This window comes from Flavobacterium stagni, assembly GCF_004122105.1.
Classification (GTDB): Bacteria; Bacteroidota; Bacteroidia; order Flavobacteriales; family Flavobacteriaceae; genus Flavobacterium; species Flavobacterium stagni.
This window is the reverse complement of sequence record NZ_SBKN01000009.1, coordinates 36,596-50,861: the sequence shown is the minus strand read 5'-3', so window position 1 is coordinate 50,861 and position 14,266 is coordinate 36,596. Positions and strand designations below refer to the sequence as shown.

The following is a 14,266-nucleotide window of genomic DNA, read 5'->3' as shown; positions in this document are numbered from 1 at the left end:
ATGGAGAATAACGATAAATTTTTCGAACAATATAAATCACTAGCTGATACTCCAGAAGACAATTCTTTTCCAGGAAAGGAATCGATTTGGGATCGTGTCGAATCAAAACTCGATCAAAAAGCGCTTACCAAGGAAAATAAAACGTGGAAGAAAATTGCGGTGGCGGCATCGGTCCTTTTGGTAGTTTCCTTGGGGATTCTGACCTACAATCAATCCTCGACATCGTTACAACCGGTTTCTAATCAACCAATACTGCCAGAAAATCAAACGGTAGTGCATCAAGAAAAACAGGATGTTGAATCTTCAAGGGAGTCAGATGATAAAAATTCAGTCATTGTAAATGATAAAGACAATGTTTTAGATCAACAATTGCGTCATCCAGAATCTGTGGCCTTAAGCGCATCACCTACTGCAGAAATGAGTGCGCCCACTGTTTCTAATGAATCTGTTCAACTACCTACTACGCCAAAATTTGAAATTCAAAATGCAAAATCGTTGGCCAATCAAGGCTATTTTAACAGTGCGAGCAGTGTTGATTTTGCATACAAAGACGATCGAAAATTTGTAGCCAGTTTGAAAGAACAGGATTCCAAATTTGTTATTCAAGGTAAGTCCAAAAAAGACGATCCCTTGGTGGTTGTCGATGGAAAAGCAGTTGCCGATTACAATGCGGAAGATGCAGAATCCATTGTGTATTTAAAAAATCCGCTCTATATCATTAACGGTACAGAATATACGGAGCAAGAAGTTTTTGGTCCCAATCCCTCTTGTCCGTATGCCCCAATCAAAAATCAAGAAATCGAAAGTGTAACGGTACTGCAGGCCGACAAAGCTGTCGATACGTATGGTAAAAAAGGAGAAAACGGTGTCGTAATTATCACAACTAAAGACGGGAAACCCAACCCCAAGAAATAGCCGTATTCCCCAATTGTTTAACTAAAAATCTAACGCCATGAAACATGTAAAACATCTTTCATTAGCCCTTGCTATGCTTATTAATTTCGTAGCGGTTGGGCAATTAAAAACGATCACTGGAGTAGTAACCGATGGCAAAAATTCGTTGCCAATGGCGAATATTCAAATTAAAGGTACCCGTGTTGGGACCCAAACCGACTTAGATGGAAAATTCAGTCTTCAAGTCAGTGAAGGCGCTACCCTAGTTGCTTTCTTTTTGGGCTATACGTCCAACGAAGTGACTATTGGAAAAGCCAATCATTATGTAATCGTATTAAAAGAAGAGGCAAAAGTATTGGAAGAAGTCGTGGTGCAAGGGTATCGAAAGGTATCTAAGAAAAAAACAGTATCCGCATGTACTACTCTAGTTTCGAGTAAAACTATTGAAAACCGTCCCAATGCCAATAGGATGATTCCTTTACAAGGGCAACTTGCGGGTGATTCTGCACAATCCACTGATCCGAATAGGGATATAAAAGATAGAAAAGGTATCAACACCAACCCCGATGAATCTTATGGCGCTTTAATAGAAAATGTATTTGAAAGTCCGGTAGCCAACCCGCTTTCCACCTTTTCCATTGATGTCGATAATGCTTCGTACACTAACATTCGCCGAATGATAAACAACGGACAAAAAGTACCCAAAGATGCCGTTCGTGTGGAAGAAATGGTCAACTTTTTTAAATACAATTATAGCCAACCCACGGGCGAACATCCATTTGCGATTCATACCGAATACAGTGCATGTCCCTGGAATACCAACTCCAAACTATTGCGTATCGCCTTACAAGGAAAAACGATTGAAAGTCAGTCCCTACCCGCTTCCAACTTGGTATTCTTAGTGGATGTCTCGGGTTCGATGAATGATGCCAATAAATTGCCTTTGGTTAAACAATCGTTGAAAGCTTTGACATCGCAATTACGTAGTGATGATAAAATTGCCATCGTGGTTTATGCAGGTGCGGCTGGATTGGTTTTGCCTCCAACGTCGGGAAAAGAAAAAAATAAAATCATTGAGGCCTTAGACCAACTTTCCGCTGGGGGAAGTACGGCGGGAGGTGCCGGAATTGAATTGGCGTATAAAGTAGCGCAAGAGAATTATATCAAAGGTGGCAATAACCGTGTCATTATCACAACCGATGGCGATTTTAATGTGGGCTATAATTCAACCAGCGACTTGGGACAATTGATTGAAGAAAAACGCAAAACGGGAGTATTTCTCACCTGTTTGGGCTTCGGCATGGGGAATTATAAAGACACAACTTTGGAAACGTTGGCCGACAAAGGGAATGGCAATTATGCGTATATCGATACAGCTCAAGAAGCCAATCGATTTTTGGTAAAAGAATTCAAAGGATCCCTGTTTGCGATTGCTAAAGATGTGAAAATTCAAATCGAATTCAATCCCGCCTTGGTGCAAGCCTACCGTTTAATCGGCTATGAAAACCGAAAATTGCGCCCCGAAGATTTTAAAAATGATGCGATTGATGCGGGTGAATTGGGCAGTGGACACACCGTTACAGCCTTTTACGAAATCATCCCTACTGGAGTAAGCTCTAGCTTTTACACCGCAGCAGATCCGTTGAAATATGCTTCAAAAGTCGAAGTAGATACCCAATTGCATCAAGAATTGGCTACGGTGAAATTTCGCTATAAAAAACCAGAAGAAGAGAAAAGTATCGAAATGACGCGCGTGATTCAAAACAATCCGGGCAACTTATATAATTCATCTACTGACTTCCGTTTTGCCACAGCAGTAGCTTGGTTTGGATTGTATTTGAGAGATTCGAAATTGATTCAAAACAATACCGTTGCCGACATTTTAGACTTAGCCAATAATGCTATTGGAACCGATAAAGAAGGCTATCGCTATGAATTTATCCGATTGATGGAGAGCCAACAAAATAATTAGTTAGGGTTAATTTTTGGTTAGTAAAAAGGCCGGGAGCAAAACTTCCGGCCTTTTTTTATTTTTCAATTTCTTTCAAATTTTCCATTTTCTTGAAAGCTAAGAATCCTTTGATGTCTTCAAAATGTTCGCGAACGCGTTTGTTTCCAAATTCGAAAACTTTGGTTACTAATCCGTCCAAGAAATCACGGTCGTGGGATACTAAGATCAACGTACCATCAAAATCCTTTAAAGCATCTTTGATAATGTCCTTGGTTTTCATATCCAAGTGGTTAGTAGGCTCATCCAGAATCAAGACATTCACGGGTTCTAACAACAGCTTAATCATCGCTAAACGCGTACGTTCACCACCTGACAATACTTTTACTTTTTTATGTACATCATCACCTCCAAACATAAAAGCACCCAAGATATCTTTTATTTTGGTTCGTATCTCTCCCACAGCAATGCGGTCAATGGTTTCAAAAACCGTCAATTCACCATCCAATAAAGCCGCTTGATTTTGGGCAAAATAACCTACTTGAACATTGTGTCCAATTTCTAATTTCCCTTCAAAATCAATTTCTTTCATAATGGCTTTGATCATGGTGGACTTTCCTTCCCCATTTTTACCCACAAAAGCCACTTTTTGTCCGCGTTCAATTACCATATTGGCATCATTAAACACGACATGATCGTCGTATTTTTTGGAAAGATGTTCGACCACTACTGGATATTGTCCACTTCGCGGCGATGGTGGAAATTTCAAGCGTAAAGCCGAAGTATCCACTTCATCCACTTCGACCAACTCCAGTTTTTCCAACATTTTTACTCGTGATTGCACTTGTAAGGTTTTCGAATAGGTTCCTTTAAAACGCTCAATAAACTCGGTAGTTTCGGCAATCATTTTTTGTTGCTCATCATAGGCTTTTTGTTGGTGTGCACGACGGTCTTTTCGTAATTCCAAATAATGAGAATATTTGGCACGGTAATCATAAATGCGACCCATCGTCACTTCAATCGTACGGTTGGTGATATTGTCCACAAAAGCACGGTCGTGGGAAATCACCATTACGGCTTTGGCTTGGTTTAACAAAAAGTCTTCCAACCATTGAATACTGTCCATATCCAAGTGATTAGTGGGCTCATCCAATAAAATCAAATCGGGTTTTTTCAATAAGATTTTTGCCAATTCAATGCGCATCCGCCATCCTCCCGAAAATTCAGAAGTCGAACGGTGAAAATCCTCGCGTTCAAATCCGAGACCTTTTAAAACTTTCTCTACTTCCGCTTCGTAATTGACTTCTTCAATGGAATAAAACTTCTCACTCAATTCCGATACACGCTCGATCAATTTCATATAATCATCACTTTCATAATCGGTGCGAACGGTAAGCTGCTCATTGATTTCGTCGATTTCGGCTTTCATTTGAAAAATTTCTGCAAAAGCTTTGGAAGTTTCTTCAAAAACGGTCACATCATCTTGCGTTAACAAATGCTGTGGCAAATAAGCAATTACCGCTTCTTTAGGTGCTGATACGGCTCCTCGAGAGGGTTTGTTTTGTCCGGCAACAATCTTTAATAAGGTTGATTTTCCGGCACCATTCTTACCCATTAAGGCAATTTTATCGGTTTCGTTGATGGCAAAAGTCACATCACTGAACAAGGTAGTTCCTCCAAATTCAACAGCGATATCGTTTACGGTAATCATGTGAGCTAACGATTTTAAAATGAAGCGGCAAATATAGTTCAAAATCATAAGCCATCAAGGAATTTAAAGGATTCCTGTAAAGAAAATAAATACCTTTGCAACGGTCTATTTTGAAAATAATGCAATCGACAGTTTCAACTCCATCTTTCCAAAAATTGCGCAGCCGTTACCGCAATCGCGTCCGACTTGCCACTGCCCTCTTCTTTTTTGGTATGGGATTTAGTTTTGCCACCTGGGCGAGTCGGATTCCGAGTATTAAAAGTCAGTTGCATTTAACCGAAGCCGACCTAGGAACCTTGCTTTTGGCGTTGCCACTGGGACAATTATTGGCTATGACATTTTCAGGAAAATTAGTCACCCACTATGGAAGTCGGTGGATTTGTACGATTGGCTTGTTGTTATACGCGGGTTGCTTGCCCTTTATCGGATTGTCTCATAATAAATGGGAATTGGCGATTGCGCTTACGAGCTTTGGGTTCTTTGGGAATTTGTGCAATATCGCCGTCAACACCCAAGGAGTGTATACCCAAAGTTTTTTTGAAAAACCGATTATGGGATCGTTTCACGGTTCGTGGAGTTTGGCCGGATTTGCAGGCGCACTCACGGGCTTGGTGATGCTTTCTTTTCAAATGAGTGTACTGCATCATTTCTTGATTGCGCTGGGTTTTGTAACTGTACTAGTTGTAACAAACACCAAATATTTAGTCAAAACCCAAACGTCAAAACCCGAAGAAAAACAATCGTATAATTTCTTTAAAAATCCGGATAAAACCCTGCTTTGGTTAGGAATAATCTGTTTTTGCGGTATGGCCAGCGAAGGAATCATGTTTGATTGGAGTGGCGTCTATTTCAAAGAAATTGTAAAAGCACCGGGAGCATTAGTCGTTTTGGGCTATACCACATTTATGATAAGTATGGCGGCAGGGCGTTTTTTAAGTGATCTTTTTGTTGCCCAACTCGGTTATCGAAAAGTCTTGCTTTTGAGTGGTTTTGTTATCTCGATCGGATTATACACTGCGGTTATTTTTCCTTACCTTATCCCTTCAACCATAGCCTTTATGTTGGTCGGTATTGGCGTTTCAAATGTCATTCCTATTATTTTTAATACAGCTGGAAATCACCCTACAATCCCCACAGGAATTGCGTTAACGGTGGTAACCAGTATTAGTTTTTTGGGCTTTTTGATTGGTCCACCGATAATCGGTTACATCGCCGAACTTACGAATTTGCGCTATTCGTTTGCTGTAATTGGGGTTTTTGGATTAATTATAGCTGGGTTAGTCAATCAGTTGAATATTTTTAAATAAAAAAAGACAACCCTAAAGTTGTCTTTTTCGTTGTCTATTTTCAATATAATCCTCAATGGCTTTGCGAGTGGTGAACCAATTTCTACCTTCTTTGTAGGCATCTATCTTGCCTTGTCGCGCCAATAAACTTACATATTCTTGACCATAACTAACGCCTGGCTCACTCACAATAGTTGCAATCGATTCATAGGATTCTTGACCGGGCAAGGCATTCAAATAGATATTCAAAGAACGCTCAACCGCTTGACACATCAATAATAGTAATTTTTGATAATTGCCATTATTGGCCTGATTTAACGCTTCATAGTATTTTTTGCGGTCATTTTTTAAAATGATGGCCGGAGGAAAACCCGCTTGCATCAAAATCAAATTCATCGCCAAACGAACGGTTCTACCATTGCCATCAAAAAAGGGATGAATCCAAACGAATTTATGATGAAATACCGTTGCCAACTCTATAGTATTCAAACCTAAAGGATTATTCAAAACAAAGGCAATTAGTTCATCGATCAAATCGGGAACTTTCTGGGCATTGGGCGGAATAAAATTGGCTCCCGAAATACGTACACCGCCGTTGCGTAACCGACCCGCAAACTCTTCTTCAATGGAACGTAAAACATAACCATGTAAATTTAAAATGTCCCGACTTTGTAGTTGATAATTTTCATGAATAATCGAGTACAAATAATCGATAGCGACTTCATGGTTTTTAACTTCAAAATGCTCCCGTAACGATTTGCCTTTGATCGTGATTCCTTCTTGTATAACCATTTGTGTTTCTCGAAGACTTAAGGTATTGCCCTCAATGCTATTGGAGTTGTAGGTCCATTCTATCGTTAAGGCTTCTTTGATTTTGTGAAGGGCACTTTGCGGCAATGGACGTCCTTTATCCAACACTTGTTTTTTTTCAATCAAACGCTGAAAGGTAGTCTCAAATCCATCATAATATGTTCTGTCAATCTCCCACACCCCACAAAAGTATCGTTTTATATTCAAAATTACACTATCCGATATTAATTTTAACACCATAAAAAAATCCCGAGGCTATCGGGAATTTAATTATTCTTCTTCAAAATAGGTTTCTTCATCTTCATCCATCTCAAAAAACAAAGGCTCTATCATGATATTTTCGGCAATCATTTCTGTTCGTTCCGTGATTTGAGAACAGAAAAATAAGCGCTGTACTTTTTCAATACTTTCCGATAAACGAAGTATTTTGGGTTCATACCGATTTTTGAAAATTAAATCTGCATCATCCAAAATAAATAACTTCAACTGATTGACATCAAAACCCGCCGAACCAAACATAGCAGTAAGCTGGTTAGGCGTTCCTATCAACACATCAATTCCTAATGAAATTTGATTTTTATCTTCATCTAAATTCGTTTTATCATGCACATAATACACCCGCAATTGATTGAATTTATTTAAGGAATCGAAAATTTCAACCATTTCCAAGACCTTTGCTTTGTCCAAACAAATAATCAAAGCTCTTGGAGACAATTGAAACGGCTTGTCCAACCGCTGAATGACGTTTAGTGCGATTGTCGTCGATTTTCCTGATCCTTCCGGACTTTGAATGACAGCATCTACACCACTTTTTATTGTTGAAAATGTTTCTTGTTGCAATTCATTCGCTTCGGTTAGTCCTAACGCAACCAATGCTTGTTGTAACGCTGTATTTATCTTTTTTAATTGCATCTTTCTTTTTGGCTTTCGCCGAATTTATTTACTCGCGAATAGTTTCACATCACTTTCAGAAATCTCTTGTCCCCCCAAAATGATTAATCGCTCCACTACATTGCGTAATTCCCGTATATTCCCCGTCCAATCGTATTCTTGCAATAATTGAATGGCTGGTTTTGAAAATGATTTTCTAGCATTCCCTTGCTCTTCGGCGATCTTGGTCGCAAAATGTTCCACCAACAAAGGAATATCTTCACGACGATCGTTTAAGGCCGGAACTTTAATCAAAATAACCGCTAAACGGTGGTATAAATCTTCCCGAAAGCGGCCTTCTGCGATTTCTTTTTTCAAATCTTTATTCGTAGCAGCAATGACACGCACATTCACTTTGATGTCTTTATCGGCACCTACACGTTGAATCAAATTTTCTTGTAAAGCTCGTAAAACTTTGGCTTGTGCCGCCAAACTCATATCGCCAATTTCATCCAAGAAAATCGTTCCTCCATCGGCAGCTTCAAACTTACCCGCACGATCTTTAACAGCAGAAGTAAAAGCGCCTTTGACATGACCAAATAACTCACTTTCAATCAATTCAGCTGGAATAGCCGCACAATTGACTTCGATGATTGGCGCTTCTGAACGTTCACTTTTTTGGTGTAATTGATGGGCAACCAATTCTTTTCCGGTACCATTCGGACCCGTAATCAAAACTCTCGCATCGGTTTTGGCGACCTTTTCAATCATTTCTTTGATTTGATTGATAGGTTCACTTTCCCCTACAATTTCATAGTTTTTGGAAACTTTCTTTTTCAAGATTTTATTTTCCACAACCAATTGTTTGCGGTCCAAAGCATTGCGAACGGTATTCAATAATCGATTCAAATCAGGTGGTTTCGAAATATAATCGAAAGCCCCCAAACGCATCGTATTAATTGCGGTTTCCATATCACCATGACCCGAAATCATTACAATCGGAATTTCTGGTTTTATTTTTTTGACGGCTTCCAAGACTTCTTCACCGTCCATTTTAGGCATTTTGATATCACAAAGCACCAAATCGTAATCGGTTGCTTTTATTTTTTCTAAACCTTGAGCGCCATCCTCCGCTTCTTCCACTTGATAAGCGTCACTTTCTTCTGAAAGTATTCGAGTCAAAACTCTACGGATTGAAGCTTCATCTTCAATAATTAATATTTTGGCCATAAAATCTATTTTTCGCGACGGGTACAAACCCTATGCCATTTATGCTATGCTTTTAGTATTTCATCCAACGTACTAATTCTTTCCAGGTTGGACGCTTTCCATACATCAAAATTCCGACACGATAAATTTTAGAAGCAAACCAAACTACCAAAAAGAACGTTCCAAACAATAATACCATGGAAATCACTATTTGCCACCATGGCACTCCAAATGGAATTCGCATCATCATTACGATAGGTGAAGTCAACGGAATCATCGAAAAAGTCGTAGCAATAGTTCCGTGTGGATCATTCATTACCGTAAAAAACCCAATATAAACACCTAAAATTAGAGGCATGATGATTGGCAATAAGAATTGTTGGGAGTCGGTTTCGTTGTCAACAGCTGCACCAATTGAAGCATAAAACGAACTGTACAAAAAGTAACCGCCAATGAAATAAATGATAAATGAACAAAGAATCGTTCCTATCGGTAAATTCCATAGTTCGTTCAAATACAAGGCAATTTTACTCATATCTTTTCCGGCAGTTTGTGCCAATTCTTGTGCTTGACCCGCAGCGGCTCCCACTTGAACGCCAAATACCGATGATAAAATAAACATCGCACTCAAACCAAGAATCGCCCAAATCAAAAATTGGAGAATTCCAGCCAATGATGTTCCAATGATTTTCCCCATCATCAACTGAAAGGGTTTCACCGACGAAATAATCACTTCGATAATACGCGAGGTTTTTTCTTCAATCACACTGCGCATTACCATATTGCCGTAAATCACAATAAACATCATGATTAAATACCCGAAAGCACCGCCAATTGCAATTTTTATTTCATTCAATCCTTTTAACGATTCTTCTCCCGAAGCTTTGGCCAAATGAATGGAAACATCCGCTTTTGCTGAATTGATTTTTAATGTATCCAATCCCACGGCGTTGAAGTTTTCAGCCGTCATTTTCTTGGCGATAACTTCTTCCAAATCTTCAATAAAAAGTACGCCCGGACTATCATTGGAAACGTATTCAATCTTCTTCTCCAATTGTTTATTGTCCAAAATTTTAGGAATCAATAACAATCCTTCGTAATGTTCCGATTGGATACTATCTTTTAAAACCGAAATAGGCAACTGCGAAACATCCAAATAGTGGTATTCCTCGTCGCTTTTAAATTCTTTGGCAAATCGACCCGTTTCATCGTGAATGGCAATGGTTTTCAATTCGGCTTTCATCGTACTCAAATATCCCACAAACACGCCTATTCCGACAAAAAGGAGCGGACTCAAAAACGTCATGACAATGAAAGATTTATTGCGGACCTTGGCAATAAATTCACGTTTGATAATTAAAAGTAGCTTACTCATAATTGCTTATTTATTGCGTTACCGTTTGGATAAAAATATCATTCACACTCGGAATTTTCTCTGCGAAATGGGTTACTTGACCACGTTGCATAATCGTTTGCAACAATTCATTGGCCGTATGCGTACCCAAATGAATTTGGAGTTTTAATTCGTCATTCAACGATTTAAAATCGGTTTGTTGCATCGTAAACTTCTGCGATAAATCATACATCAATCCTTCGACATTATTCGTTAAGATTCCCACATCATAAGCATTTGTTCGGTATTCTTTTTTGACATCTGCCAATTTCCCTTCAATCAATTTATTCGACTTGTGAATCAGTGCAATGTAATCACACATTTCCTCCACCGTTTCCATGCGATGCGTCGAGAAAATAATGGACGTTCCTTTGCGATTCAATTCAATAATCTCATCTTTAATCAAATTGGCATTCACAGGATCAAATCCAGAAAAAGGTTCGTCTAAAATCAACAGCTTGGGTTGGTGCAATACCGTAACAATAAATTGTACTTTCTGCGCCATCCCTTTGGACAACTCCTGAATCTTCTTATCCCACCACGCCTCGATTTCAAACTTTTCAAACCAATATTTCAGTTGTGCTTTGGCGTCTTGTTTGGACAAGCCTTTTAATTGGGCCAAATACAAACATTGCTCCCCAACTTTCATGGTTTTGTACAACCCACGTTCTTCGGGCATGTATCCAATCACATGAACATGATCTGGCTGTAAGGGTTCGCCATCCAATAATACCACGCCGCTATCAGGCATAGTGATTTGATTGATGATTCGAATCAGCGAGGTTTTACCTGCGCCATTCGGTCCCAATAAACCATAAATACTTCCTTTAGGAACAGTTAGTGAAACGGAATTTAATGCGGTATAATCGCCGTATTGTTTGACCACATTTTGGACTTCTAAAATCGAACTCATAGGATTCAAAAATTCTTCGGGTAAAAATACGCAATTCCGCGAATAATCAGTAGTTATAAAAGAAAAAACCCACCCTTATGGTGACACAAGGATGGGAAAAATTGCTATGAAAAAGAAATTACCTGTTTCCAAGTAATACCTCAAAAGTAAAATTATTTTTTTAACTACGAAAACATATCTTTAACTTTTTCAAAAAAAGATTTTTCACTCTTTTCGGGCTTCGGAATGAAGTTTTCGTCGGTTAACGATTTTTCAAAAAATTGACGCTGTTCTTTCGTTAATGATTTTGGCGTCCAGACATTTACATGCACCAATAAATCGCCATTACCATAACTATTTAAGCTCGGAATCCCTTTTCCTTTTAAGCGCAAAATTTTACCCGATTGGATGCCTTCGTCCAACTTGATACGCACCTTTCCATTCACCGCTTCGAGTTCTTTAGAAACCCCTAAAGCCGCTTCCGCAAAGCTGATATACAAATCGTAATGTAAATTTTCGCCCTCACGCTTCAAGAATTCGTGTTCCACTTCTTCAATGACCACAATTAAATCTCCGGGAATACCATTTCCTGGAGCATCGTTTCCTTTGCCAGAAACTTTCAATTGCATGCCATCAGCCACACCTGCCGGAATTTTGATCGATACGGTTTCGTCTTCCATGAGCATTCCGTGGGCATCGGCATTGGTGGGCTTACTTTCAATCGTTTGTCCAGAACCGCCGCATACATGACAGGTGGTTGCCGTTTGCATGCGCCCTAAAATCGTATTGGTCACTTTCAACACTTGACCCGCTCCATTACAGGTGGGACAGGTTTTGTAACGCACACCCGGTGCTTGTATTTTACGCTTTACTTTTACTTTTTTCTCAACGCCATTCACAATTTCGTCCAAAGTCAATTTCACTTTGATACGCAAATTGCTTCCTTTCATTCTTCGGGTTCCGCCACCGCCGAATCCGCCGCCGAATCCGCCGCCAAATGCCCCACCGAAAATATCCCCAAACTGACTGAAGATATCATCCATGTTCATGTGATGACCGCCACCAAATCCGCCCGCACCATCAAATGCGGCGTGACCGTATTGATCATAACGCGCCTTTTTATCGGGATCACTCAATACTTCATAGGCTTCTGCGGCTAACTTAAAGTTTTCTTCAGCCTCTTTGTTATCAGGATTTTTATCCGGGTGAAATTCGATTGCTTTCTTGCGGTAAGCTTTTTTAATTTCCTCTGCCGAGGCGCCTTTGCTGATGCCTAATATTTCGTAAAAGTCTTTTTTGCTCATAATTCTCTATTATTGTCCAATTACCACTTTCGGGAATCGGATAATTTTATCGCCTAATTTATAGCCTTTTTCAATCACATCGACAATCTTCCCTTTCAAATCCGCAGAGGGTGCAGGAATCTGCGTGATTGCTTCTGCAAAATCAGCATTAAAATCATCGCCGGCTTTTAATTCCACATGTTCCAATCCTTTGGCTACCAATGTCGATTTCAATTTTTCATGAATCAATTCGACACCTTTTACCAATGCTTCATCTTCCGATTTGCTGATTTGTTGCATCGCTCGGTCAAAATCGTCCAAAACGGGTAACATCGCTTGCAACACTTCTTGATTGGCCGTTTTAAACAAATCAATACGCTCTTTGGTGGTGCGTTTTTTGTAATTTTCAAACTCGGCAAACAAACGCAAAAATTTATCTTTTTCTTGCGCCAATTGCTCTTCCAATTGTTGTTCCACTGTCAATTCTTCAGCAGCCTCCACTTCAGGAGTGTCAGTTGTAGGCGTTTCCGGATTAAGTTCGTTTTCCAATTCCGGATTTTGGTTTCCGGTATTTTCAGTATTCATCGTATTTTTTCCTTTAAATGGGTTGTTGAATTTCATGGTAAGCGTTTGCTACGCAAATTGCCGTGCAAAAGTACTGCCATTTCTTGAAAAATGTCAAATTGTCACGCAATAAAAATTTAAGTATTGCAATAGGTTCAAACCGTGTATTCAAATTTTAATACTTTTTTAAGAGGAAACCCAGCGGGAAAAATGTAAATTTGAATACAACAACACGAAAAATCATCTTTAATTATTAATTCACCACATACAAAAAAGCCCCACTTCAAATTCGTGGGGCTTTTTTTATTTTAATAAATCTTCCATCGCACTTTGCAAGTCGGGAAAGTCAAATGCAAATCCCATCTGTAAGGCCCGCTCGGGTTGAATCGCTTTATCGTTAAACAACAATTCATGCATTTCTCCCAACACCATCCGCATCACAAAACGCGGTACAGCGGGTAAAAAAACAGGTTTTCCCAAAACTTTTGCAATACAACGTGTTTGCTCATGTTGGGTCACCGCATCCGGAGCTACACCATTAAAAACCCCTGTATGTGCGTATTCTATAATCCAAGTATATAAACGAACAATATCCGTCAAATGAATCCACGATTGGCGCTGTTTCCCCGAACCAAAGTCAGAACCCAAACCCCATTTAATCGGTTTAACAATGGGTTCCAATGCGCCTCCTTTTTTGGCGTAAACCACTCCGGTTCGCACTTTGGCAACTAACAATCCTAAGGCTTCAAATTGATGGGCACTTTCCTCCCACCGACTGACTAATGTTCCTAAAAATCCGCGATCGATTGCCGTCGAAGATTCGGTGTAGGTCTCGGTTGGGGAATCCGGATAAATCGCAACACCTGAAGCGGAAATATAATGCCGAACTTGGTGCTCTGGGTATTTTTTTAATGCCGAAAACAACAAATTAGCACTCAACACTCTACTTTCCAATAATTCTTGTTTATATGCGGCAGTCCAGCGTTTGGCTATACTCGCTCCGGCCAAATGGACAATGGTCGTTACTCCTTCAAAACAAGCCGTATCAATTTTCCCTTCGGCGGGATTCCAATAAAATCCTTTCAAAGTAGACGATTGCGGCAAATTACTTTTTCGCGTAGACAACCAATGTACGGTATGCCCATTTGCCTGTAAAACCCGCGTCAATTCGCTTCCTATGAGTCCGGTACCGCCCGTAATCAAAATGGTCATGATTCTTATTTTTTATCAAAATTACCGAAACCATTCCAAAACACTCGCTTTCCTACCAAAGGTTTAACGAATGTTTAGGCTTGGGCGATCCCCTTCGGGTCGGGCTTTCGGCCGTCGCTGCCTTCGTGCCTCCGGCGAGCTCCAACAAGGCCTCAATCCCTATCGCAGTTGGTGCAAAAAAAAAGTCCCAGCCG

General features: G+C 39.8%; 12 protein-coding genes. 3 read left to right on the top strand and 9 right to left on the bottom strand.

All coding sequences use genetic code 11. From position 1 onward, the window contains the following. Both EQG61_RS12810 and EQG61_RS12805 read left to right on the top strand, forming a co-directional pair. Positions 1-915 carry a hypothetical protein gene (locus EQG61_RS12810; protein WP_129462345.1) on the top strand — a complete coding sequence of 305 codons (915 nt, stop codon included), beginning with the start codon at positions 1-3 and terminating at the stop codon, positions 913-915. A 37-nt stretch (positions 916-952) separates the two neighbouring features. Beyond that, positions 953-2,866, top strand: a complete 1,914-nt coding sequence (locus tag EQG61_RS12805; protein WP_129462344.1) for a vWA domain-containing protein — start codon at positions 953-955, stop codon at positions 2,864-2,866. Positions 2,867-2,921: 55 nt separating this feature from the next. Here EQG61_RS12805 and EQG61_RS12800 read toward each other — a convergent pair whose 3' ends face one another. After that, entirely contained in the window at positions 2,922-4,553 is a 1,632-nt protein-coding gene (locus tag EQG61_RS12800) for an ABC-F family ATP-binding cassette domain-containing protein (RefSeq protein WP_129462343.1), read from the bottom strand. 119 nt (positions 4,554-4,672) lie between these two features. Between EQG61_RS12800 and EQG61_RS12795 the strand changes: the two genes are divergently transcribed. Continuing rightward, positions 4,673-5,860, top strand: a complete 1,188-nt coding sequence (locus EQG61_RS12795; protein WP_129462342.1) for an MFS transporter — start codon at positions 4,673-4,675, stop codon at positions 5,858-5,860. Between the two features lie 12 nt (positions 5,861-5,872). Here EQG61_RS12795 and EQG61_RS12790 read toward each other — a convergent pair whose 3' ends face one another. The 8 genes from EQG61_RS12790 to EQG61_RS12755 form a co-directional block, all read right to left on the bottom strand. Then, positions 5,873-6,829, bottom strand: coding sequence for a Fic family protein (locus tag EQG61_RS12790; protein ID WP_129462341.1), 957 nt, complete (start codon positions 6,827-6,829; stop codon positions 5,873-5,875). A gap of 90 nt (positions 6,830-6,919) precedes the next feature. Continuing rightward, complete coding sequence (locus EQG61_RS12785; protein ID WP_129462340.1) at positions 6,920-7,561, bottom strand: DEAD/DEAH box helicase; 642 nt, start codon at positions 7,559-7,561, stop codon at positions 6,920-6,922. Positions 7,562-7,585: 24 nt separating this feature from the next. After that, on the bottom strand, positions 7,586-8,749 hold the full coding sequence (locus EQG61_RS12780) for a sigma-54-dependent transcriptional regulator (protein WP_129462339.1): 1,164 nt from the start codon (positions 8,747-8,749) through the stop codon (positions 7,586-7,588). Positions 8,750-8,801: 52 nt separating this feature from the next. Beyond that, positions 8,802-10,103 carry an ABC transporter permease gene (locus EQG61_RS12775; RefSeq protein WP_129462338.1) on the bottom strand — a complete coding sequence of 434 codons (1,302 nt, stop codon included), beginning with the start codon at positions 10,101-10,103 and terminating at the stop codon, positions 8,802-8,804. 10 nt (positions 10,104-10,113) lie between these two features. Next, positions 10,114-11,034 (bottom strand): ABC transporter ATP-binding protein, encoded by a 921-nt coding sequence (locus EQG61_RS12770; RefSeq protein ID WP_129462337.1) that lies wholly within the window; start codon positions 11,032-11,034, stop codon positions 10,114-10,116. A gap of 164 nt (positions 11,035-11,198) precedes the next feature. After that, on the bottom strand, positions 11,199-12,317 hold the full coding sequence (gene dnaJ / locus EQG61_RS12765) for a molecular chaperone DnaJ (protein WP_129462336.1): 1,119 nt from the start codon (positions 12,315-12,317) through the stop codon (positions 11,199-11,201). A 9-nt stretch (positions 12,318-12,326) separates the two neighbouring features. Beyond that, positions 12,327-12,917 carry a nucleotide exchange factor GrpE gene (locus EQG61_RS12760; protein WP_129462335.1) on the bottom strand — a complete coding sequence of 197 codons (591 nt, stop codon included), beginning with the start codon at positions 12,915-12,917 and terminating at the stop codon, positions 12,327-12,329. 246 nt (positions 12,918-13,163) lie between these two features. Continuing rightward, on the bottom strand, positions 13,164-14,072 hold the full coding sequence (locus EQG61_RS12755; RefSeq protein ID WP_129462334.1) for a TIGR01777 family oxidoreductase: 909 nt from the start codon (positions 14,070-14,072) through the stop codon (positions 13,164-13,166). Between the last annotated feature and the right edge of the window lie 194 nt (positions 14,073-14,266).

Bases quoted from the DNA above. Each gene is read 5' to 3' on its own strand.
- EQG61_RS12795 (WP_129462342.1), top strand. From the start codon at position 4,673: ATGCAATCGACAGTTTCAACTCCATCTTTCCAAAAATTGCGCAGCCGT.
- EQG61_RS12775 (WP_129462338.1), bottom strand. From the start codon at position 10,103: ATGAGTAAGCTACTTTTAATTATCAAACGTGAATTTATTGCCAAGGTC.
- dnaJ (WP_129462336.1), bottom strand. From the start codon at position 12,317: ATGAGCAAAAAAGACTTTTACGAAATATTAGGCATCAGCAAAGGCGCC.
- EQG61_RS12785 (WP_129462340.1), bottom strand. From the start codon at position 7,561: ATGCAATTAAAAAAGATAAATACAGCGTTACAACAAGCATTGGTTGCG.
- EQG61_RS12780 (WP_129462339.1), bottom strand. From the start codon at position 8,749: ATGGCCAAAATATTAATTATTGAAGATGAAGCTTCAATCCGTAGAGTT.
- EQG61_RS12805 (WP_129462344.1), top strand. From the start codon at position 953: ATGAAACATGTAAAACATCTTTCATTAGCCCTTGCTATGCTTATTAAT.
- EQG61_RS12800 (WP_129462343.1), bottom strand. From the start codon at position 4,553: ATGATTACCGTAAACGATATCGCTGTTGAATTTGGAGGAACTACCTTG.
- EQG61_RS12755 (WP_129462334.1), bottom strand. From the start codon at position 14,072: ATGACCATTTTGATTACGGGCGGTACCGGACTCATAGGAAGCGAATTG.
- EQG61_RS12770 (WP_129462337.1), bottom strand. From the start codon at position 11,034: ATGAGTTCGATTTTAGAAGTCCAAAATGTGGTCAAACAATACGGCGAT.
- EQG61_RS12760 (WP_129462335.1), bottom strand. From the start codon at position 12,917: ATGAAATTCAACAACCCATTTAAAGGAAAAAATACGATGAATACTGAA.
- EQG61_RS12810 (WP_129462345.1), top strand. From the start codon at position 1: ATGGAGAATAACGATAAATTTTTCGAACAATATAAATCACTAGCTGAT.